General features: G+C 74.6%; 19 protein-coding genes. 14 read left to right on the forward strand and 5 right to left on the reverse strand.

The features are described from left to right. The first annotated feature begins 14 nt into the window (after positions 1-14). The 6 genes from cds1 to FB380_RS11940 all read left to right on the forward strand — a co-directional run bounded on the left by cds1 (position 15) and on the right by FB380_RS11940 (position 6,612). Positions 15-1,154: an L-cysteine desulfhydrase Cds1 gene (cds1, locus tag FB380_RS11915; RefSeq protein ID WP_166755228.1), complete on the forward strand. Its 1,140-nt coding sequence runs from the start codon at positions 15-17 to the stop codon at positions 1,152-1,154. Positions 1,155-1,273: 119 nt separating this feature from the next. Beyond that, positions 1,274-2,053 (forward strand): electron transfer flavoprotein subunit beta/FixA family protein, encoded by a 780-nt coding sequence (locus tag FB380_RS11920; protein WP_166755229.1) that lies wholly within the window; start codon positions 1,274-1,276, stop codon positions 2,051-2,053. A gap of 33 nt (positions 2,054-2,086) precedes the next feature. Continuing rightward, positions 2,087-3,049 (forward strand): electron transfer flavoprotein subunit alpha/FixB family protein, encoded by a 963-nt coding sequence (locus tag FB380_RS11925; protein ID WP_166755230.1) that lies wholly within the window; start codon positions 2,087-2,089, stop codon positions 3,047-3,049. A gap of 194 nt (positions 3,050-3,243) precedes the next feature. Beyond that, entirely contained in the window at positions 3,244-4,434 is a 1,191-nt protein-coding gene (locus tag FB380_RS11930; protein ID WP_166755231.1) for a cysteine desulfurase family protein, read from the forward strand. 1 nt (position 4,435) lies between these two features. After that, positions 4,436-5,533 (forward strand): tRNA 2-thiouridine(34) synthase MnmA, encoded by a 1,098-nt coding sequence (mnmA, locus tag FB380_RS11935; protein WP_166755232.1) that lies wholly within the window; start codon positions 4,436-4,438, stop codon positions 5,531-5,533. A gap of 41 nt (positions 5,534-5,574) precedes the next feature. Next, entirely contained in the window at positions 5,575-6,612 is a 1,038-nt protein-coding gene (locus tag FB380_RS11940) for a methionine synthase (RefSeq protein WP_188959600.1), read from the forward strand. Between the two features lie 9 nt (positions 6,613-6,621). On the opposite strand, the gene FB380_RS11945 is transcribed toward FB380_RS11940, so the two are convergent. Next, on the reverse strand, positions 6,622-7,017 hold the full coding sequence (locus FB380_RS11945) for a hypothetical protein (RefSeq protein WP_166755233.1): 396 nt from the start codon (positions 7,015-7,017) through the stop codon (positions 6,622-6,624). A 189-nt stretch (positions 7,018-7,206) separates the two neighbouring features. Between FB380_RS11945 and FB380_RS11950 the strand changes: the two genes are divergently transcribed. Further along, on the forward strand, positions 7,207-8,406 hold the full coding sequence (locus tag FB380_RS11950) for an HNH endonuclease signature motif containing protein (protein ID WP_166755234.1): 1,200 nt from the start codon (positions 7,207-7,209) through the stop codon (positions 8,404-8,406). Between the two features lie 82 nt (positions 8,407-8,488). On the opposite strand, the gene FB380_RS11955 is transcribed toward FB380_RS11950, so the two are convergent. Next, a complete protein-coding gene (locus FB380_RS11955) occupies positions 8,489-8,767 on the reverse strand; it encodes a GNAT family N-acetyltransferase (RefSeq protein ID WP_166755235.1) in 279 nt (92 codons plus the stop codon). A gap of 370 nt (positions 8,768-9,137) precedes the next feature. Between FB380_RS11955 and ligA the strand changes: the two genes are divergently transcribed. Then, entirely contained in the window at positions 9,138-11,432 is a 2,295-nt protein-coding gene (ligA, locus tag FB380_RS11960; RefSeq protein WP_229682092.1) for an NAD-dependent DNA ligase LigA, read from the forward strand. A gap of 120 nt (positions 11,433-11,552) precedes the next feature. Here ligA and FB380_RS11965 read toward each other — a convergent pair whose 3' ends face one another. Next, a complete protein-coding gene (locus FB380_RS11965) occupies positions 11,553-12,212 on the reverse strand; it encodes an ACT domain-containing protein (RefSeq protein ID WP_166755236.1) in 660 nt (219 codons plus the stop codon). Positions 12,213-12,406: 194 nt separating this feature from the next. Between FB380_RS11965 and gatC the strand changes: the two genes are divergently transcribed. The 5 genes from gatC to FB380_RS11990 are packed head-to-tail and all read left to right on the forward strand — an operon-like array spanning position 12,407 to position 16,489. Next, positions 12,407-12,706, forward strand: coding sequence for an Asp-tRNA(Asn)/Glu-tRNA(Gln) amidotransferase subunit GatC (gene gatC, locus FB380_RS11970; protein WP_166755237.1), 300 nt, complete (start codon positions 12,407-12,409; stop codon positions 12,704-12,706). Then, positions 12,703-14,235, forward strand: a complete 1,533-nt coding sequence (gene gatA / locus FB380_RS11975; RefSeq protein ID WP_166755238.1) for an Asp-tRNA(Asn)/Glu-tRNA(Gln) amidotransferase subunit GatA — start codon at positions 12,703-12,705, stop codon at positions 14,233-14,235. The genes gatC and gatA overlap by 4 nt, the downstream gene beginning before the upstream one ends. Beyond that, positions 14,232-14,432: a hypothetical protein gene (locus FB380_RS11980; RefSeq protein WP_166755239.1), complete on the forward strand. Its 201-nt coding sequence runs from the start codon at positions 14,232-14,234 to the stop codon at positions 14,430-14,432. The genes gatA and FB380_RS11980 overlap by 4 nt, the downstream gene beginning before the upstream one ends. Further along, a complete protein-coding gene (gatB, locus tag FB380_RS11985; protein WP_166755240.1) occupies positions 14,429-15,937 on the forward strand; it encodes an Asp-tRNA(Asn)/Glu-tRNA(Gln) amidotransferase subunit GatB in 1,509 nt (502 codons plus the stop codon). The genes FB380_RS11980 and gatB overlap by 4 nt, the downstream gene beginning before the upstream one ends. Before the next feature lie 9 nt (positions 15,938-15,946). After that, the gene (locus FB380_RS11990; RefSeq protein ID WP_166755241.1) at positions 15,947-16,489 is read left to right on the forward strand and encodes a GNAT family N-acetyltransferase; all 543 of its coding nucleotides are present in this window, start codon (positions 15,947-15,949) and stop codon (positions 16,487-16,489) included. A gap of 6 nt (positions 16,490-16,495) precedes the next feature. Here the strand turns inward: FB380_RS11990 and FB380_RS11995 are convergent, their stop codons facing one another. Beyond that, on the reverse strand, positions 16,496-17,647 hold the full coding sequence (locus tag FB380_RS11995) for a PQQ-dependent sugar dehydrogenase (RefSeq protein ID WP_229682091.1): 1,152 nt from the start codon (positions 17,645-17,647) through the stop codon (positions 16,496-16,498). A 65-nt stretch (positions 17,648-17,712) separates the two neighbouring features. Between FB380_RS11995 and FB380_RS12000 the strand changes: the two genes are divergently transcribed. Then, positions 17,713-18,693: a 2-hydroxyacid dehydrogenase gene (locus FB380_RS12000; RefSeq protein WP_229682090.1), complete on the forward strand. Its 981-nt coding sequence runs from the start codon at positions 17,713-17,715 to the stop codon at positions 18,691-18,693. Positions 18,694-18,770: 77 nt separating this feature from the next. Here the strand turns inward: FB380_RS12000 and FB380_RS12005 are convergent, their stop codons facing one another. Continuing rightward, positions 18,771-19,151, reverse strand: coding sequence for a PH domain-containing protein (locus FB380_RS12005; protein ID WP_229682089.1), 381 nt, complete (start codon positions 19,149-19,151; stop codon positions 18,771-18,773). Positions 19,152-19,158 lie beyond the last annotated feature (7 nt).

Raw genomic sequence — 19,158 nt, forward strand, 5'->3', positions numbered from 1 at the left:
GGGAGCATGCCCCGGTGACCGACGCGCGCCCCACCGACCTCGATCCCACCGACCTCGACCGCTCCGACCTCGACCGCTCCGACCCCGGCGGGCGGGCCTGGGTGGAGCGGGCCGTCGCGCTGGTCGACGCCGACGCGCACCGGTCCGCCGACACCCACCTGCTGGTCTACCCGCTGCCGCCCGAGTGGGGCATCGACCTGTACCTGAAGGACGAGTCGACGCACCCGACCGGCAGCCTCAAGCACCGGCTGGCCCGCTCGCTGTTCCTGTACGCGCTGTGCTCGGGGCAGCTGCACGCGGGCAGCACCGTGGTGGAGGCCTCCAGCGGGTCGACGGCGGTCAGCGAGGCCTACTTCGCCCGGATGCTCGGCCTGCCCTTCGTCGCGGTGATGCCGGCGACGACCAGCGCGGAGAAGATCGCGCTCATCGAGTTCCACGGCGGCCGCTGCCACCTGGTGTCCGACGCGGGCAGCGTCTACGACGAGGCCCGGCGGATCGCGGCCGAGACCGGCGGGCACTACCTCGACCAGTTCACCAACGCCGAGCGGGCCACCGACTGGCGGGGGAACAACAACATCGCCGAGTCGGTCTTCGAGCAGCTGAGCCGGGAGCGGCACCCGGTGCCGGAGTGGGTCGTCGTCGGGGCGGGGACCGGCGGCACCAGTGCCACGATCGGCCGGTACGTCCGCTACCGCCGGCTCCCCACCCGGCTGGCCGTCGTCGACCCGGAGGGCTCGGCGTTCTTCCCCGGCTGGCGGGACGGCGATCCGGCCGCCACCGGTCGCGGCTCGCGGATCGAGGGCATCGGCCGCCCGCGGGTGGAGCCCTCGTTCGTCCCGACCATCGTCGACCGGATGGTCTGCGTGCCCGACGCCGCGTCCCTGGCCGCGATGCGGCACCTGGAGCAGGTCACCGGGCGCCGGGCGGGCGGGTCGACCGGCACCAACCTGTGGGGGGCCTTCGGGCTCATCGCCGAGATGCTCGCGGCCGGCCGCACCGGCAGCGTCGTCACGCTGCTGTGCGACGGCGGGGAGCGCTACGCCCGCACCTTCCACGACGACGCGTGGGTGGCGGCCCAGGGGCTGGACCTGGCGCCGCACGCCGCCGTCCTCGCCCACTTCAGCCGTACCGGGGAGTGGACGGCCGCCCGGTGACCCGGGTCACCCGGCCCCTCCCTCCCCGCCGGGTGTTACCCGCAAGTAGCCTCGATGATCGGCACGAGGCGGGCCTCGCCCCGGCGCCCACCCGAACCACCGCGGAGGTTGGTCTGACGATGAACATCGTCGTTCTGGTCAAGCAGGTCCCCGACTCCGGCAGCGAGCGGAAGCTGGACCCGTCGGACAACACCGTCGCGCGGGCCACCGCCGACAACGTGATCAACGAGATGGACGAGTACGCCATCGAGGAGGCGCTCACCGTCAAGGAGGCGCAGGGCGGGGAGGTCACGGTGCTGACCGTCGGCCCGGACACCGCCACCGACGCCATCCGCAAGGCCCTGTCGATGGGCGCGGACAAGGCCGTGCACGTGTCCGACCCGGCGATCCACGGCTCCTGCGCCGTGCAGACCAGCGCCGTCATCGCTGCAGCGCTGTCGCAGCTGGAGTACGACCTGGTGCTGTGCGGCGCCGAGTCCACCGACGGTCAGGTGTCGGTGATGCCGGCGCTGCTGTCGGAGCGGCTGGGCATCCCGCAGCTGTCCGGCGCCCGCAAGCTGACGATCGAGGGCTCGATGGCCAAGATCGAGCGGCAGACCGACGGCGGCTACTGGGAGGTCGAGGCGCCGCTGCCGGCGATCGTCTCCACCTGGGACACGATCAACGAGCCGCGCTACCCCTCCTTCAAGGGGATCATGGCGGCCAAGAAGAAGCCGGTGGAGACCAAGACCCTCGCCGACCTGGGCATCGACCCGTCGACCGTGGGCCTGGCCACCGCCACCAGCAAGGTCGTCGACTTCGCCGGCCGCCCGCCCAAGGGCGAGGGCGTCAAGGTCGCCGACGAGGGCGACGGCGCCGACAAGCTGGTGGGCTACCTGGCCGCCCAGAAGATCGTCTGACCGGCGCGACTCAGAGCTGAGGAGAGAACAGACATGGCAGAGGTCCTGGTCCTTGCCGAGCTCAACCCCGCCGCCGGTGGGCCCCGCAAGTCGACGCTGGAGGCGCTGACCGCCGCGCGTGCGCTCGGTGAGCCCGCCGCCGTCGTCATCGGCGCCCCCGGCACCGCCGCGGGCATCAAGGACACGCTGGCGGAGTACGGCGCGGCGAAGGTCTACGTCGCCGAGTCCGACGACGTCGACGCCTACCTGGTGGCCCCCAAGGCCGAGGTGCTGGCCCAGCTGGTCGCGGAGAGGTCGCCGGCCGGGGTCGTCATCCCCTCCTCCCCGGAGGGCAAGGAGATCGCCGGCCGGCTGGCCATCAAGACCGGCAGCGGCTTCCTGACCGACGTCACCGAGATCGCCGCCGACGGCACCGCGACCCAGGTGGCGTTCGCCGGGGCGACGATCGTGCACTCGCAGGTCACCGTCGGCACCCCGATCTACACCCTGCGCGGCAACTCGGTCACCCCCGAGCCTGCCCCGGCCGCCGGCACCGAGGAGACGGTGCAGGTCGCCGTCTCCGAGGCCGCCAAGCAGACCCGGGTGCTGGACCGGGTGGTGGAGCAGAAGTCCAACCGGCCCGAGCTCACCGAGGCCGCGATCGTCGTCTCCGGCGGTCGCGGGGTGGCCAGCGCCGAGAACTTCTCGGTGATCGAGGGCCTGGCCGACTCCCTCGGTGGCGCCGTCGGCGCCTCCCGGGCCGCGGTCGACTCCGGCTTCTACCCGCACTCCTTCCAGGTCGGGCAGACGGGCAAGACCGTGTCGCCGCAGCTGTACATCGCGGTGGGCATCTCCGGGGCGATCCAGCACCGGGCCGGCATGCAGACCTCGAAGACCATCGTCGCGGTCAACAAGGACCCCGAGGCGCCGATCTTCGAGCTGGCCGACTTCGGCGTCGTGGGCGACCTGAACACCGTCGTCCCGGCGGCCACCGAGCAGATCAGCGCCCGCAAGTAACAGCAGGGCCCTCCTGTCCCGCGCGGTGCGGGTGGACGAGGGCGGCTCCACCGTGACGCGTCGGGCGCCGGCCTCCGGGTCGGCGCTCGACGCGGTCGCGGCCACAGCAGCGAGGAGGCGGAGGGCGTGCGCACCCCCACCAGTCGGACACGACCCGGTCGCCCCGGGTGCGCGACGCCTACGCTGGCTGTGCCATGACCTACCTCGACCACGCGGCGACGACCCCGATGCTGCCGGCCGCGCTCGCGGCCATGACCGAGCAGCTGGCCCGGGTGGGCAACGCCTCCTCCCTGCACGCCAGCGGCCGCGAGGCCCGGCGAGTGGCCGAGCAGTCCCGGGAGCGGCTGGCCGCCGCCCTGGGGGCGCGTCCGTCGGAGGTGCTGTTCACCGGCGGCGGCACGGAGGGCGACAACCTCGCCGTCAAGGGGCTGTACTGGGCCCGCCGCACCGCCGACCAGGGCCGTCGGCGCATCGTCGCCAGCCCGGCGGAGCACCACGCCGTCCTCGACAGCGTCGAGTGGCTGGAGAAGCACGAGGGCGCCGAGGTCACCTGGCTGCGGGTCGAACCGACCGGCCGGGTCACCCCCGATGCGCTGGCCGAGGCCCTCGGGAACGGGCGGGACGTCGCGCTGGCCACGGTGATGTGGGCGAACAACGAGATCGGCGCCGTCAGCGACCTGACCGCGCTGGCCGACGTCGCCCACCGGGCCGGGGTGCCGTTGCACACCGACGCGGTGCAGGCGGTCGGCCAGCTGCCCCTGGACTTCGCCGCCAGCGGCGTCGACGCGCTGACCATGACCGGGCACAAGGTGGGCGGGCCGATGGGCGCCGGTGCCCTGCTGCTGCGCCGGGACGCCGAGTGCACCCCGCTGCTGCACGGCGGCGGGCAGGAGCGCGACGTCCGGTCCGGCACGCTGGACGTCGCCGCCATCGTCGGGCTCGCCGCGGCCGCCTCCGCCACGGTCGCCGACCGGGCCGAGCGCACCGCCCGGGTGGCCGCCCTGCGGGACCGGCTCGTCGCCGGCGTGATCGCCGAGGTCCCCGACGTCCAGCTCAACGGCCCGCCACTGGACGACGTCGTCGCTGGTGGCCTGGGTCGGCTCCCCGGCAACGCCCACCTGTCCTTCCCCGGGGCGGAGGGCGATGCGCTGCTCATGCTGCTGGACGCACGCGGCATCGAGTGCTCGACGGGGTCGGCCTGCAGCGCGGGTGTGGCCCGGCCCAGCCACGTGCTGCTGGCCGCCGGCGCCGACCCCGCCCGGGCCCGCAGCTCGTTGCGGTTCAGCCTGGGGCACACCTCGACCGACGCCGACGTCGACGCGTTGCTCGAGGTGATCGGCCCGGTCGTGGAGCGGGCCCGGCGGGCCGGGACCGGGCGGCACTGAGATGCGCCTGATCGCCGCCATGAGCGGGGGAGTGGACTCCGCGGTCGCCGCCGCACTGGCCGTCGAGGCGGGGCACGACGTCACCGGCGTGCACCTGGCGCTCTCGCCCGACCGGCAGACGCTGCGCAGCGGCGCCCGCGGCTGCTGCAGCGTCGAGGACTCCCACGACGCCCGGCGGGTCGCCGACGAGCTCGGCATCCCCTTCTACGTCTGGGACCTGGCCGACCGGTTCCGCGAGGACGTCATCGACGACTTCGTCGCCGAGTACGCCGCCGGCCGGACGCCGAACCCGTGCCTGCGCTGCAACGAGAAGATCAAGTTCTCCGCGGTGCTCGACCGTGCCCGGGCCCTCGGCTTCGACGCCGTCGTCACCGGGCACCACGCCCGACTGGCCGACGGCGAGCTGCGCCGCTCGGTCGACCCGGCGAAGGACCAGTCCTACGTGCTCGGCGTGCTCACCGCCGGGCAGCTGGCCGGCGCGGTGTTCCCGCTGGGCTCGATGACCAAGGAACGGGTGCGGGAGCTGGCCGCCGAGCGCGGCTACGCGGTGGCCACGAAGCCCGACTCGCACGACATCTGCTTCATCTCCGACGGCGACACCCGCGGCTTCCTCGCCCGCCGGTTGGGTGAGCAGCCCGGTCCGGTCGTCGACGCGGCCACCGGCCAGACCGTCGGGACGCACGCCGGTGCGCACGGCTTCACCATCGGCCAGCGTCGCGGGCTGGGGGTCACCGCCGGTGACCAGCGCCCGCGCTACGTGCTGGGCATCGAGCCGGTCAGCCGCACCGTGACGATCGGCACCGCGGAGCAGGCGGAGGTCGACGAGGTGCGCACCGGCGTCCCCACGTGGACCGGGCCGGTGCCCGACCTGCCGTTCCGGGCGCAGGTCCAGCTCCGTGCCCACGCCGCGCCGGTCGCCGTCGAGGTCTCCCTCGCCGAGGACGGCGGCCTGTGCCTGGTCCTCGGGGAGCGCCAGCGCGGCGTCGCCCCCGGGCAGTCGGCCGTGCTGTACGCCCCGGACGCCGAGCGGGGTGACCTGGTGCTCGGCCAGGGCACCGTGCTGCGCGCCGGCGAACGGCCGGAACCCGCACTGACCTGACCGTCTCCGGTCGCAGTCGGACGGCGGGCTACGGTCGGCAGGTGACCTCGGCGACGGACCTCCCGGACGACAGCAGCGAGCCGGGCACCGGGGACGGACCGCACCCCGTGTGGGGACCGGCGACCGGCGTCGGGTCGTTGCCCGGCACCGACCCGGTCGAGGCGATGCGGCTGGTCGTCGGCGAGCTGCCGGACCTCCCGCACCTGCCCGAGCTGCCCGGCCGCGGCGCCGGGTCGGACCTGATCGGTCGCGCGGCCGCCCTGCTGGTCGACCTCTACGTCGACCTCACCCCGGCGGGCTGGCGGCTCGTCGCCCGTCCCGGCGCCGACCTGCGCCGCGCCCAGGAGGCGCTGGCCCGGGACCTCGACGCCCTCTACGACGTGGCCGAGCGCTACGTGGGCCCGCTTAAGGTCCAGGTGACCGGGCCGTGGACCCTCGCGGCCGGGCTCGAGCGCAGCCGGGGCGACCGGGCCGTGGTCGACACCGGGGCGCGCCGCGACCTGGCGCAGTCCCTCGCCGAGGGGATCAGTGCCCACGTCGCCGCGGTCACCGCGCGGGTGCCCGGGGCCTCGGTGCTCGTGCAGCTGGACGAGCCGTCGGTGCCCGCCGTCCTGCAGGGCGGCCTGCCCACGGTCAGCGGTTTCGGCAAGCTGTCGGCGGTCGAGTCGAACGTCGTGGAGGAGCTGCTGACCGGGCTCGTGGAGCAGGTGCCGGCGCCGGTCGTCGTGCACTGCTGCGCCCAGCGCGCCCCGCTCGACCTCTTCCGGGCGGCGGGGGCGCATGGGCTCTCCTTCGACCTGGGGCTGGTGCAGGACCTCGACGCCGTCGGCACCGCGATCGAGGCGGGCACCCACCTCCTCGTCGGCGTCGTCCCCGGCACCGACACCGACCTGGGCCGGCCGAAGGCGACCGCGAGCCGGGTGCAGGCGTGGTGGCGGGAGCTCGGTTTCCCGGCCGAGGAGCTGGCCGGCGCGGTCACCCTGACGCCGTCCTGCGGCCTGGCCGGGGCGAGCCAGGCCTACGCCCGGACGGCGATGGCGCACGTCCGCGAGGCCGCCAAGTACCTGCTGCCGGAGTGACGGCCCGGCTCAGCGCAGGCTGCCGACCAGGCTGACCGGGACGTCGTCCCGCGGGCACACCCACCACGCGGCGGCGTCCCGCACCCGCGCCTGGAGGGGGTGGCTGTCGGGGTGCCGCGGACAGCGCGGCCAGTTGGTCGGGGCGATGCCCCACAGTTCCTCGATGGTCCAGTCCTGGACCCTGTCGGCGACGTCCGCGATCTCCTCCGGCAGCGTGAGGCGGAGATCGACGAGGACGCCCTGACCGCCGTCTCGACCCCAGAGCATCGCGCGGGCCGTGAAGTCGTCGTCGTCGCCTCTGGCGTCGCCGGGCCAGCCATCGTCGACCCGGCGGGGGAGGGGTGCCGAGGTGGCGCGGAGGTCGTCGAAGACCGGCTGGAGGGCGCGCTCGAGGTCGGGGTGCACGGGGGCATGGTGCCGGTCCGGGCTGGTGTCGCGCACCCTGATTCGGTCCACCCCCGGGCTCCGACGCCGGGGCTGTCAAGAGCCTGCTGACATCTGTGGACGAGTCTCTGACCTGCGGATTCGAGTTGTCGACGGGTGTCGTGACCGATATTCTTCGTACACACGTTCGAACGGGTCAGGAGGTGTTCGGTGAGCGAGTTGATCTCCGCGTTGGACGCCCTAGGCGCCGATGACCTGCACGCCCTGACCGACGCGGCCGTGCTGGAGCGGACGGCGTTGCTGGTGCAGGTGGTGAACCGCGCGTCGGCGGAGTTGACCCGCACCGTGCGGTGTGCGGACGCCACGCAGGCCGCCGAGCACGACGGGCTGAAGTCGATGCGGTCGTGGCTGATCGGGCACGCGCGGCTGGCGCCGGCGGATGCGTCGCGGATCCTGCGATCCGGGCGGGTCCTGGAGCACTTCCCGACGCTGGCGGCGGGGTTCGCCGAGGGCTCGGTGACTCCCGAGCAGGTCGACGTGGTGGCCAGGACGGTCGGCCCGACCGAGGTCGCCCGCGCCGGGGGGCAGGGCGTCGACCTCGGGGCGTTCGATGAGGTGTGGACGCGGGTGGCCGTCGCCTCACCGCACCAGTCGCTGGTCGCCGCGGTCCAGGCGTTCGAGGACGCCCTCGACCCGGACGGGCCGGAGCCGGACCCGACGGAGGGGCGGCGGCTGACGATCGCCACGCACGCCGACGGGAGCGTCACCGGCCGCTTCGACCTGGACGTGACCGGCGGGGAGAAGGTGAAGGCCGCGATCGAGTCGATCGTGCAGGCCGACCGGCCGCAAGGTGACGCGCGGACCCGGGCGCAGCAGAACGCCGATGCGCTGGTGCAGTTGTGTGACAACCAGCTGGCTGCCGGTTCGCTGCCCACGCTGCGCACCGTCAAGCCGCACGTCGTGGTGGGGATCGATCTGGCGGACCTGGTCGACCCGGCCACCGGCGCCGGGGCTGGGGAGCTGGGGTTCGGGGCGACGATCTCCGCCGCCCGGGCCCGCTACCTCGCGTGCGACGGGAGCATCTCCCGGATCGTGATGGGCCCCGACGGTGTTCCGCTGGATCTGGGCCGGGACCACCGGGTGGTCACCCCCGGGCTGCGCAAGGCCGTCGAACGCCGCGACAAGAGCTGCGTGTTCGCCGGCTGCGGTGCACCGACGTGGTGGTGCGACGTGCACCACCTCGTCCACTGGCTGCACGGTGGTGAGACGTCGCTGAACAACTCGGCGTTGTTGTGTGAACGGCACCACACCAAGGTCCACCACGGCTTCCGGGTGGCACGAGATCCCGACGGTCGGTGGCGGACCTGGCGCCCCGACGACACCGAGATCCTCATCGGCCCACCGCGGTAGCGGCGTGCGTTCCGACGACAGCCGTGCCGTGCTGTCCGGCGCGGTGGGCGCTGTGCTGTCACGAACGGTGCGCGGCGTGCTGTCAGGGGCAGTGGGCGTAGCGGGTCACCCACAGTCCGGCCAGGACCTCGACGTCCCTCGTGGTGCGGAACCCGAGCGACTCGTACAACCTGCGGGCAGGTGCGTTGTCGCGCCCGGTGGACACCTCGATCATGCGCCCCTCCGCACGCCGGACGACGTCCTGGACCAGCGCCCTGCCGATGCCCTGCCGGTGCGCGGACGGATCGACCACCAGCCGGTCGATGTCCACCGTGACCGGGTGGTACGCCACGGCGATCGCGCCGGCCAGCAGCCCGGCCACATGGGCACCCAGCCACGACAGCTCCCCGCAGCACGCAGCTGGGCGAGGTCCTCGTGCAGGCCGGGGATCCGGTCATCGCCGATGAGGTCGGCCTCGACGGCGTAGGCAGCCCGTTGCAGGGAGAGCAGCTCCGCCCCCACCGCCTCGTCCGCCGCCGGGTCGAGGTCGCGGATCAGCACCGGGCCAGCCTGGCAGCCGGCACCGCGCGGACGCGCCAGGCGTGTCCCGCTGGTGGGGACAGGGCTGCGCGACGAGCCGTGGACACCGGCGGGCAGGACGATGCGGCCAGGGGAGCGGGGCGCCACCCCGCGGGACGGAGCTCGGCTCGGACAGCGGTTGACTGTCGCACCCGCCGGATACGGTCTGAGGCGTGAGCAGCGAGGCAGGGGTGGAGCAGGACACGGTGGAGCGGGCCGACCAGCCCACGGTCGAGGCGGCCGTCGACCGGCAGGACGTCACCGAGGTGCCCGACGACGCACGGACGCGGCACCGCGACCTCTCCGAGGAGCTCGACGGGTACGCCTTCGCCTACTACGTGCAGGACGCCCCGCTGGTCAGCGACGGGCAGTACGACGAGCTGATGGGCGAGCTGAAGGCGCTCGAGGCGGCCCACCCGGCGCTGCTGACCCCGGAGTCGCCCAGCCAGAAGGTCAACGGCGGCTTCGGCGCCACCTTCGCCCCGGTCACGCACCCGGAGCGCATGCAGAGCCTGGACAACGCCTTCAGCTCCGCCGAGCTGTCCGCCTGGGCCGCCCGCGCGGAACGGGACGGCGCCGCGGGCGCCGGCTACCTCTGCGAGCTGAAGGTCGACGGGCTGGCCATCGACCTGGTCTACGAGCGCGGCCGGCTGGTCGGCGCCGCCACCCGCGGCGACGGCACCACCGGGGAGGACGTCACCGCCAACGTGCGCACGCTGGCCGTCGTCCCCCAGCAGCTCACCGGCGACGACGTGCCGGAGTTCCTCGAGGTGCGCGGGGAGGTCTACTTCCCGGTCGCCGCCTTCGCCGAGGTCAACGCCGGTCTCGTCGAGGCGGGCAAGCCGCCGTTCGCCAACCCGCGCAACGCCGCCGCCGGCTCGCTGCGGCAGAAGGACGCCCGCGAGACGGCGAAGCGCCCGCTGAGCATGGTCGTGCACGGCGTCGGCGCCCGCCGCGGCTTCGAGCCGGCCCGGCAGTCCGAGGCCTACGAGCAGCTGCGGGTCTGGGGGCTGCCGGTCAGCGACCGGTACGAGGTGGTCGACGACCTGACCGGCGTCTGGGCCTACATCGAGCGCTACGGCGAGCAGCGGCACTCCGTCGAGCACGAGATCGACGGCGTCGTCGTCAAGGTCGACCAGGTCTCCCTGCAGCGCCGGTTGGGGTCGACCAGCCGCGCGCCGCGGTGGGCCATCGCCTTCAAGTACCCCCCGGAGGAGGCGACGACGAAGCTGCACGACATCCGGGTCAACGTCGGCCGCACCGGGCGGGTCACCCCCTTCGCCTACATGGAGCCGGTGAAGGTCGCCGGCTCCACCGTCCAGCTGGCCACGCTGCACAACGCCAGCGAGGTCAAACGCAAGGGCGTGCTGATCGGCGACACCGTCGTGATCCGCAAGGCCGGCGACGTCATCCCCGAGGTGCTCGGCCCGGTCGTCGCTGCCCGCGACGGCTCCGAGCGGGAGTTCGTCTTCCCCACGCACTGCCCCGAGTGCGGCACCGAGCTGCGCCCGGAGCGGGAGGGCGACGCCGACATCCGCTGCCCGAACGCCCGCTCCTGCCCCGCGCAGCTCCGCGAGCGCGTCTTCCACGTCGCCGGCCGCGGCGCCTTCGACATCGAGGTGCTCGGCTACGAGGCGGCGACCGCACTGCTGGAGAGCCGCCTGCTCGCCGACGAGGGCGACGTCTTCACCCTCGACGAGGACGCGCTGTGCCGCACCGACTTCTTCACGAAGAAGGACGGCACCCTCTCGGCCAACGGGAAGCGGCTGCTGGCCAACCTGCAGACCCGCAAGGACGTCCCGCTGTGGCGGGTGCTCGTGGCCCTGTCCATCCGGCACGTGGGCCCCACGGCGGCCCAGGCGCTCGCCCGGGAGTTCCGCTCGGTCGACCGGCTGATGGCCGCGACCGAGGAGGAGCTGGCCGCGGCCGAGGGCGTCGGACCCACCATCGCCACGGCGGTGCGCGACTGGTTCGCCGTCGACTGGCACCGCGACGTGGTGGAGAAGTGGCGGGCCGCCGGGGTGCGGCTGGCCGACCCGGCGTCCGACTCCGGGCCGGGGCCGCTGACCGGCGTCACCGTCGTCGTCACCGGCTCGCTGCGCGACCACAGCCGGGACCAGGCGATCGCCGCCATCCAGGAGCGCGGGGGCAAGGTCACCGGCTCGGTGTCGAAGAAGACCGGCTTCGTCGTCGTCGGCGCCGACCCCGGGAGCAAGTACGACAAGGCGGTCGCGGTGAAGGCGCCGGTCCTGGACGACGACGGCTTCACGGTGCTGCTCGAGCAGGGCCCGGACGCCGCCCGTGAGGTCGCCACCATCGGCGACGGGACGGACGCCACCGCCGAGGTCGCCACCAGCGGCGACGCGACGGACGCCACCGCTGAGGCGGCCCCTGCCGGCGACGGGACGGACGCCACCCCCGAGGTCTCCGGCACCGGCGACTCGACGGACGCGACCCCGGAGGGCTGAGCGAGGCCCGCGCGGAACTCAGGCAGGTGGGCCCGCGCGGGGCTTCCGGCGGGTGGGCCCGCGCGGGGCTCAGGCGGGTGGGCCCGCCCGGGGCTCAGGCGGGTGGGCCCGCGCGGGGCCTCAGGCGGGTGGGAGCCGGGCGACCGTTGCGGCGAGGCCGGTCAGGTGGGCCAGTCGCAGCAGCTCCGAGCGGCGGAACGCCGGCCCGCCGGAGCGGCCGAGCAGCACGGCGGTGCCGGGGTCCAGCGGGGCGGCCATCATCTCCACGGCCATCTCCTGCCAGCGCAGCGGCACCCACTCGCCGTCGCTGGGCAGCAGCAGCGGCGTGGTGAGCGGCAGCCACGGGGTGCGGACGTCCTCCAGCGACGGTGCCGCGTCCGAGGCGGCCAGCACCGTGAGCTGGTCGGGGGAGCCGCTGAGCACCACCGCCCACCCGCTGCGGAACACCCGGGGGAGCTCCGCGGCGAGGACCTTGGCGGTGCCCGACCCGGCCGGTGCCAGCGCCTCGAGCAGCTCCAGCTCCCGGTGGGTGTCCATCGGGCCGGCGAACGGGCGCAACGACTCGACCTGCACACCCGGCACCGCGGTGGCGGCGGTGATCAGGCTGTCGGCGACCCGGTCGGCCGGGAGCTCCACGACGATGTCGTCGACGGCGACACCGTTGCCCCGCTCCAGGACGTCGACGGAGACGATGTCGATGCCGGCGTGGCCGAGCGCCGTGGCGACGGCGCCGAGCGTGCCGGGCCGGTCGGGGACGACCAGCCGCAAGAGGTAGGACACGGATCCCCCCGGACGTCGTGCTGAGGCGGAGCCGATCACCGTCGATCGCGGACAGGGGCAGCCTCCCACGGAGGCACCCCCGGACCAACCCGGCTCGCGGTCCGGCGGCCCGGGCGCGCCACGTAGAGTGGCTGAGTCCTGGAGCGAGTCGAGGCCGGGTCCGTCCGGCCGCCGAAGTGGGGTCCCCGCGCAGCATGAGCAGCATCTCCCGTTCCGACGTCGCACACCTGGCGCGGCTGTCGCGCCTGGCCGTCACCGACGAGGAGCTCGACCAGTTCGCCGGGCAGCTCGACCAGGTGCTCGCCGCCGTCGCCCGGGTCGGTGAGGCCGCGGTGGCCGACGTGCCGCCGATGACCCACGCCGTCCCGCTGACCAACGTGCTCCGCCCCGACGAGGTGACCCCCAGCCTGGCCCGCGACGTCGTGCTGGCCGGTGCGCCCGCCGCCGAGGACGGCCGCATCCGCGTGCCGCGCATCCTGGGGGACGCCGAGTGACCGGCACCAGCAGTGACCTGACCCGCGCCGACGTCGCCGAGCTGTCCCGGCTGCTGGGGGCCGGCGAGGTGAGCGCCGTCGAGGTGACCCGCGCGCACCTGGACCGGATCGCCGCCGACGACGGCCGGCTCGGCGCCTACCTGCACGTCGCCGACGACGCCGCGCTCGCCTCGGCCGCCGCGGTCGACGAGGCACGCGCCTCCGGTGCCGAGCTCGGTCCGCTGGCCGGCGTGCCGGTGGCCCTCAAGGACCTCGTGGTCACCGAGGGTGTGCCCACCACCAGCGGCTCGAAGATCCTCGAGGGCTGGCTGCCGCCCTACAGCGCCACGATCGCCACCCGGCTCGCCGAGGCCGGCACCGTGCTGCTGGGCAAGACCAACATGGACGAGTTCGCGATGGGCTCCTCCACCGAGAACTCCGCCTACCAGGTCACCCGCAACCCCTGGGACACCGACCGCATCCCCGGCGGCTCCTCCGGTGGCTCCAGCGCCGCGGTCGCCGGGCACCTCGCGCCCTGGTCGATCGGCACCGACACCGGTGGCTCCATCCGGCAGCCCGCCGCCGTCACCGGCCTCGTCGGGCACAAGCCGACCTACGGGTCGGTCTCCCGCTACGGCCTGATCGCCTTCTCCTCCAGCCTGGACCAGGCCGGGCCGATGGCCCGCACGGTGCTGGACGCCGCGGTGATGCACGAGGTCATCGGCGGCCACGACCCGCGCGACTCCACGAGCATCGACACCCCGCTGGCCCGGCTGGCCGACGCCGCCCGCGAGGGGGCTGCCGGCGACCTGCGCGGCGTGCGGATCGGCGTCGTGCGCGAGCTCGGCGGCGAGGGGCACACCGAGGGCTACGAGCCCGGCGTCCTGGCCCGCACCCGCGAGGCGGTCGAGGTGCTGGCCGGGCTGGGCGCCGAGGTCACCGAGGTCTCCTGCCCCTCCTTCGATCTGGCGCTGCCCGCCTACTACCTGATCGCCCCGAGCGAGGCCTCCAGCAACCTGGCCCGCTACGAGGGCGTCCGGTTCGGCCTGCGCGCCGGTGACGACGGCAACCGGGACCTCGACGAGGTCATGGCGCTGACCCGCGAGCAGGGCTTCGGCCCCGAGGTCAAGCGGCGGATCATCCTGGGCACCTACGCGCTGTCCAGCGGCTACTACGACGCCTACTACGGCCAGGCGCAGAAGGTGCGCACGCTGATCACCCGCGACTTCGGCGCGGCCTTCGCCGACGTCGACGTCCTGGTCAGCCCCACCATGCCGACCGTCGCGTTCCCGATCGGTGCCCGGGTCGACGACCCGATCTCGATGTACGCCGCCGACCTGTGCACGCTGCCGGCCAGCCTGGCCGGCCTGCCGGCGATCTCGGTGCCCAGCGGCCTGTCCGACGGGCTGCCCGTCGGGCTGCAGGTCATGGCGCCGGCCCTGGCCGACGAGCGGTGCTACCGGGTCGCCGCCGCGCTGGAGGCCGCGCAGGACGCCGCCCGCGGTCACCGGCTGCTCGACGAGCTGGGCACCCCGGCGGGTGCGGCGTGAACGGGCCCATGAAGGCGGCCTGGGGGCTGACCGCGTTCGTCATCGTCGTCGGTGCGGTGCTGTGGTTGCTGACCGGGCAGGCGATCTTCGCCGTGTTCATCGTGCTCGGCGTGCTGACCGCGATCGGTGCCTGGTTCACCACCCGCAGCGCCGCCACCGGCCCGACCACGCCGTCCCACCCGGAGGAGAAGCCATGACCAGCACCGCCGACCGGCTGGTCGAGTTCGACGACGTCCTGACCCGGTACGAACCGGTCTTCGGCCTGGAGACCCACGTCGAGCTGGGCACCGCCTCCAAGATGTTCTGCGGCTGCGCCACCACCTTCGGTGCCGAGCCCAACACCCACACCTGCCCGGTGTGCCTGGGCATGCCCGGCTCGCTGCCGGTGGCCAACGCCGCCGCCATCGAGGCGACCATCAAGATCGGTCTGGCGCTGGGCTGCCGGATCGCGAGCTGGTCGCGGTTCGCCCGGAAGAACTACTTCTACCCCGACATCCCCAAGGGCTTCCAGACCAGCCAGTACGACGAGCCGCTGTGCGTCGCCGGCCACCTGGACGTCGAGGTCGACGGGACGACGCACCGGGTGGAGATCGAGCGGGTGCACCTGGAGGAGGACACCGGCAAGAACCTGCACGTCGGTGGCGCCACCGGGCGCATCCACGGCGCCGACCACTCGCTGATCGACTTCAACCGGGCCGGCATCCCGCTGGTCGAGATCGTCACCCGCCCGGTGCCCGGCGCCGGCGCGCTGGCCCCGGAGGTGGCGCGCGCCTACGTCACCGAGCTGCGCGAGATCCTCCAGACCCTCGGCGTCTCCGACGTCCGGATGGAGCAGGGCAGCCTGCGCTGCGACGTCAACATCTCGCTCAACCCGGTCGGCGACCTGGAGTGGGGCACCCGCACCGAGACCAAGAACGTGAACTCGCTGCGGTCGGTCGAGCGCGCCGTCCGCTTCGAGATGCGCCGGCAGGCCGCCGTCCTCGACGGCGGTGGGCGGGTCGTGCAGGAGACCCGGCACTTCCACGAGGACACCGGCAGCACCTCGTCGGGGCGCAGCAAGGAGGAGGCGACCGACTACCGGTACTTCCCCGAGCCCGACCTGGTGCCGCTGGCGCCGGACGCCGAGTGGATCGAGAAGCTGCGCGCCGAGCTCCCCGAGCTGCCCGCCGCGCGCCGCACCCGGCTCCAGCAGGAGTGGGGCATCTCCGCCACGGAGATGACCTGGCTGGCCAACGCCGGAGCGCTCGGCCTGGTCGAGCAGACCGTCGCCGCCGGTGCCACCCCGGGTGACGCCCGCAAGTGGTGGCTGGGTGACCTGGCCCGCCGGGCCAACGAGGCCGGCACCGAGCTCGCCGAGCTGGCGATCACCCCGGCGCAGGTGGCCGAGCTGGTCGGGCTGGTCAACGCGGGCACCATCAACGACGGGCTGGCCCGCCAGGTGCTCGACGGCGTGCTCGCCGGCCAGGGCGACCCGGCGCAGGTCGTCGAGGCGCAGGGGCTGGCGGTGATGGGGGAGTCCGACGAGCTGGTCGCCGCCGTCGACGCCGCGATCGCCGGCGCCCCGGACGTCATCGCCAAGGTCAAGGCGGGCAAGGTGCAGGCGCTGGGTGCGCTCGTCGGGGCGGTCATGAAGACCACCCGCGGCAAGGCCGATGCCCCCACCGTGAAGCGGATGCTGGAGGAGCGGGTGCTGGGCTCCTAGCCTGGGGCGGTGGGGCTGCCCGCCGTCGAGCTGCGCCCGCTCCGGCGGGCGGACTTCCCGCTGCTCTGCCGCTGGCTGGCCGAGCCGCTGGTCGCCCGGTGGTGGGACGACGACCCGAGCCCCGCGGCGGTCGAGCGGCAGTACGGCCCCAGCGTCGACGGCACCGACCCGACCGCGGTCTACCTCGGCGTGCACGAGGGGCAGCCGTTCGGGCTGGTCCAGGTGTACGCGTTCGCCGACGAGCCCGAGTCGCTGGCCGAGCTGTCGGCGATCTGCCCGGTGCCTGCGGGGGCGCTGAGCATCGACTACCTGGTCGGTGAACCGGAGGCGCGCGGCTGCGGGCTGGGCGCGGCGATGATCGCCGCCGCCGTCGCCCGCGGCTTCGCCGACCACCCCGGGGCGCAGGACGTGCTCGTGCCGGTGGCGCTGGGCAACGAGGGGTCGTGGCGGGCGCTGCGCCGCGCGGGGGCACGCTGGTACGCCGCCGGAGAGCTGGTGCCGGACAACCCGGTCGACCCGCCCGACCACGTCGTCCACCGCTTCACCCGGTGACCCGGCTCAGAGCGGCGAGCCCGCCGAGGAGGTCGGCGGGAGCACCCGCAGCACCTTGTCGTCGTCCTCGGCCGGTGTGCCCACCCCGTCGCGGTTGGAGGTGGTGATCCACAGCGCGCCCTCGGCGTCCACGGCCACCGAGCGCAGCCGCCCGTAGTCCTCGTCCAGGAACGCTGTCAGCTCCTCGACCGGGACCCGCCCGCCGTCGAGCTCGACGACGTGCACCTGCTGCCCGTCGAGCGCACCCAGGAAGACGTAAGGGCCGGTGACCGCGCAGCCGCCCAGCCCGCCCTCCTCCCCGGGCACCTCGAGCACCGGCGGGATGCCGCCGGGGCCGAAGTCGCCGCCGCCGACGAGGGCGTTGAACTCGTCGGGCCCCTGCAGCGCGTCGTCGGTGGCGTAGAGCTGCTGGTCCCCGCCCTGGCACAGCGCGGTGACGTCCCGGTGCCCGCGGGTGACGATCGGGCCGACGCCGACCGGCTGGCCGAACACGTCCATGGCCAGCACCTTGCCGGCCGGCGATGCCGGGTCGGCTGCCAGCGCCGGCTCCCCGACGTCGCCGGTGCCCACGTACAGGACGCCGTCCGGGCCGAACAGCAGCCCGCCGCCGTTGTGCACCTCTCCGCGGGGGATGCCGGTCAGCACCGGGTTGGGCGTGCCGCCGATCGGGAAGCGCACCACCCGGTTGTCGGTCGCGGTGGAGACGTAGGCGTAGAACAGGCCGTCCTCGAGGAACGTCGGCGACAGGGCCAGCCCGAGCAGCCCGCCGTCCCCGCCGGTGTCGAGGCCTGGCACGGTCATCAGCTCCCGGGGCTCGGCGCCGTCGGGGAAGACCTGCAGCAGCCGCCCGGTGTCCCGCTCACCGACCACCGCCGTCCCGTCGGGCAGCAGCACCAGGCCGGTGGGCACGGCGAGGCCGGTGGCGACCACGTTCGGGTCACCGGCCTGCTCGTCGTCGGCGCCGGGGGTGGACGGCTGGCCGGGGGCCGGGATCGGGGAGGTCGTCGGCGGCGGGGCGACCTGCGGTGGCTGCCCCTGCGGCACGTCGCGGAAGGGGCCGGCCGGCTCGTAGCCGCCGCCGCACCCGGCCAGCAGCAGCCCGCCCAGGAGCAGTGCTGTCCGTCGCCGGGCACCCGGTGCCGCCGTCCGCCGTCCCACCTCGGCAAGGGTACGGCGGCGGCCCGGCGCGCTGCGCCGCGCGGACCCGCCTAGGGTCGGGACCCGTGCCCGACGTCACCGGTCCCGACACCGCTGCTCCTGACACCGCCCCCAGGCTGCCCCTGGGCCCGGAGGAGACGCTGCACGTGCTCGTCCCCTCCCGGGCCCTCGCCGAGGCGGTCGAGGCCGTCTCCCCTCGCATCCGGGCCCACCGGTCCCCGGACGAGGGGGTGCCCAGCGGCGAGGCGGCGCAGGCGCAGGTCCTCGTGCCGCGCGGTGGCGGGGAGATCCCGGCCGAGGTGCTCGACGCGCTCCCGCAGCTGCGGCTGGTCCAGCTGATGAGCGCCGGGGCGGAGAAGTTCGTCGGCCGGCTGCCCGAGCGGGTCACGCTGTGCAACGCGCGCGGCGCGCACACCCCCTCGACCGCGGAGTGGACGGTCGCCGCGACGCTGGCCGCGCAGCGCGGCATCCCGCACTTCACCCGCGCGCAGGACGCCGGCCGCTGGGACTTCCGCACCGAGCACTCGCTGGTCGGCGCGAAAGTGCTGATGGTGGGCGCCGGTGACATCGGCCGCACGATCGGCCGGATGATGGCCGGCTTCGACGTCGACCTGACCTACGTGGCCCGCACCGCCCGGGACGGTGTCCGCGGCATCGACGAGCTGCCGCAGCTGCTGCCCGAGGCCGACGTCGTGGTGCTCATCGTGCCGGTGACCCCGCAGACCACCGGCCTCGTCGACGCGGCCTTCCTCGCCGCCATGAAGGACGACGCCCTGCTGGTCAACGCCGCCCGCGGGGTGGTCGTGGACACCGACGCGCTGCTGGCCGAGCTCACCTCCGGCCGGCTGCGCGCCGCGCTGGACGTGACCGACCCCGAGCCGCTGCCCGCCGGGCACCCGCTGTGGTCGGCGCCGAACCTGCTGCTCACCCCGCACGTGGCCGGTGCGGTGCCGGACACCAACGCCCGGGCCACCGCGGCTGTCACCGACCAGCTGGCCCGGGTGCTGGCCGGCGAACCGCTGCGCAACGTCGTGTCGGACTACTAGAAGGACCCCCTCGCCCCCGCGACACGCTCCGCGCGCCGCGGGGCCCTGCGAGGGGGCCGGACGAGAGTCCGGGTCCGTCACGGGTGGGAAGGCGCCCCGGGGTCGGGTATGCGGCCGCCGGAGAGGGCGGCGAGGCGGGGCAGGTCGCGGGCCCGCAGCACCGGCAGCTGCAGCTGGGTGCCGGCGGTCGTGACCAGCCACAGGTCGGCGCGCTCACCGACCCGGATGCCGGCCACCTCGGCCCAGGGGACCGTCCGACGGGAGACCAGCGACCGCACGGTGACCCCGTCGTCGGAGAGGTCGACCCCGACCCGGAACACCCAGCCGGCCAGCGCCAGCGGCACCGCCATCAGCAGCCACGCCCAGGGCGAGGCGACGGTCACCGGGAGCACGCAGATCGTCAGGAAGAGGACGGGGACGAGCGCGATCCGGCTCATCCGCATCCGAGCCACAGCCACGTCGCGA

It is taken from the genome of Modestobacter marinus, assembly GCF_011758655.1.
Classification (GTDB): domain Bacteria; phylum Actinomycetota; class Actinomycetes; order Mycobacteriales; family Geodermatophilaceae; genus Modestobacter; species Modestobacter marinus.

What these genes read in the sequence shown, in the direction of transcription:
- FB380_RS11930 (WP_166755231.1), top strand. Translation starts at nt 3,244, where the DNA reads ATGACCTACCTCGACCACGCGGCGACGACCCCGATGCTGCCGGCCGCG.
- gatB (WP_166755240.1), top strand. Translation starts at nt 14,429, where the DNA reads ATGACCAGCACCGCCGACCGGCTGGTCGAGTTCGACGACGTCCTGACC.
- FB380_RS11925 (WP_166755230.1), top strand. Translation starts at nt 2,087, where the DNA reads ATGGCAGAGGTCCTGGTCCTTGCCGAGCTCAACCCCGCCGCCGGTGGG.
- gatC (WP_166755237.1), top strand. Translation starts at nt 12,407, where the DNA reads ATGAGCAGCATCTCCCGTTCCGACGTCGCACACCTGGCGCGGCTGTCG.
- mnmA (WP_166755232.1), top strand. Translation starts at nt 4,436, where the DNA reads ATGCGCCTGATCGCCGCCATGAGCGGGGGAGTGGACTCCGCGGTCGCC.
- FB380_RS11920 (WP_166755229.1), top strand. Translation starts at nt 1,274, where the DNA reads ATGAACATCGTCGTTCTGGTCAAGCAGGTCCCCGACTCCGGCAGCGAG.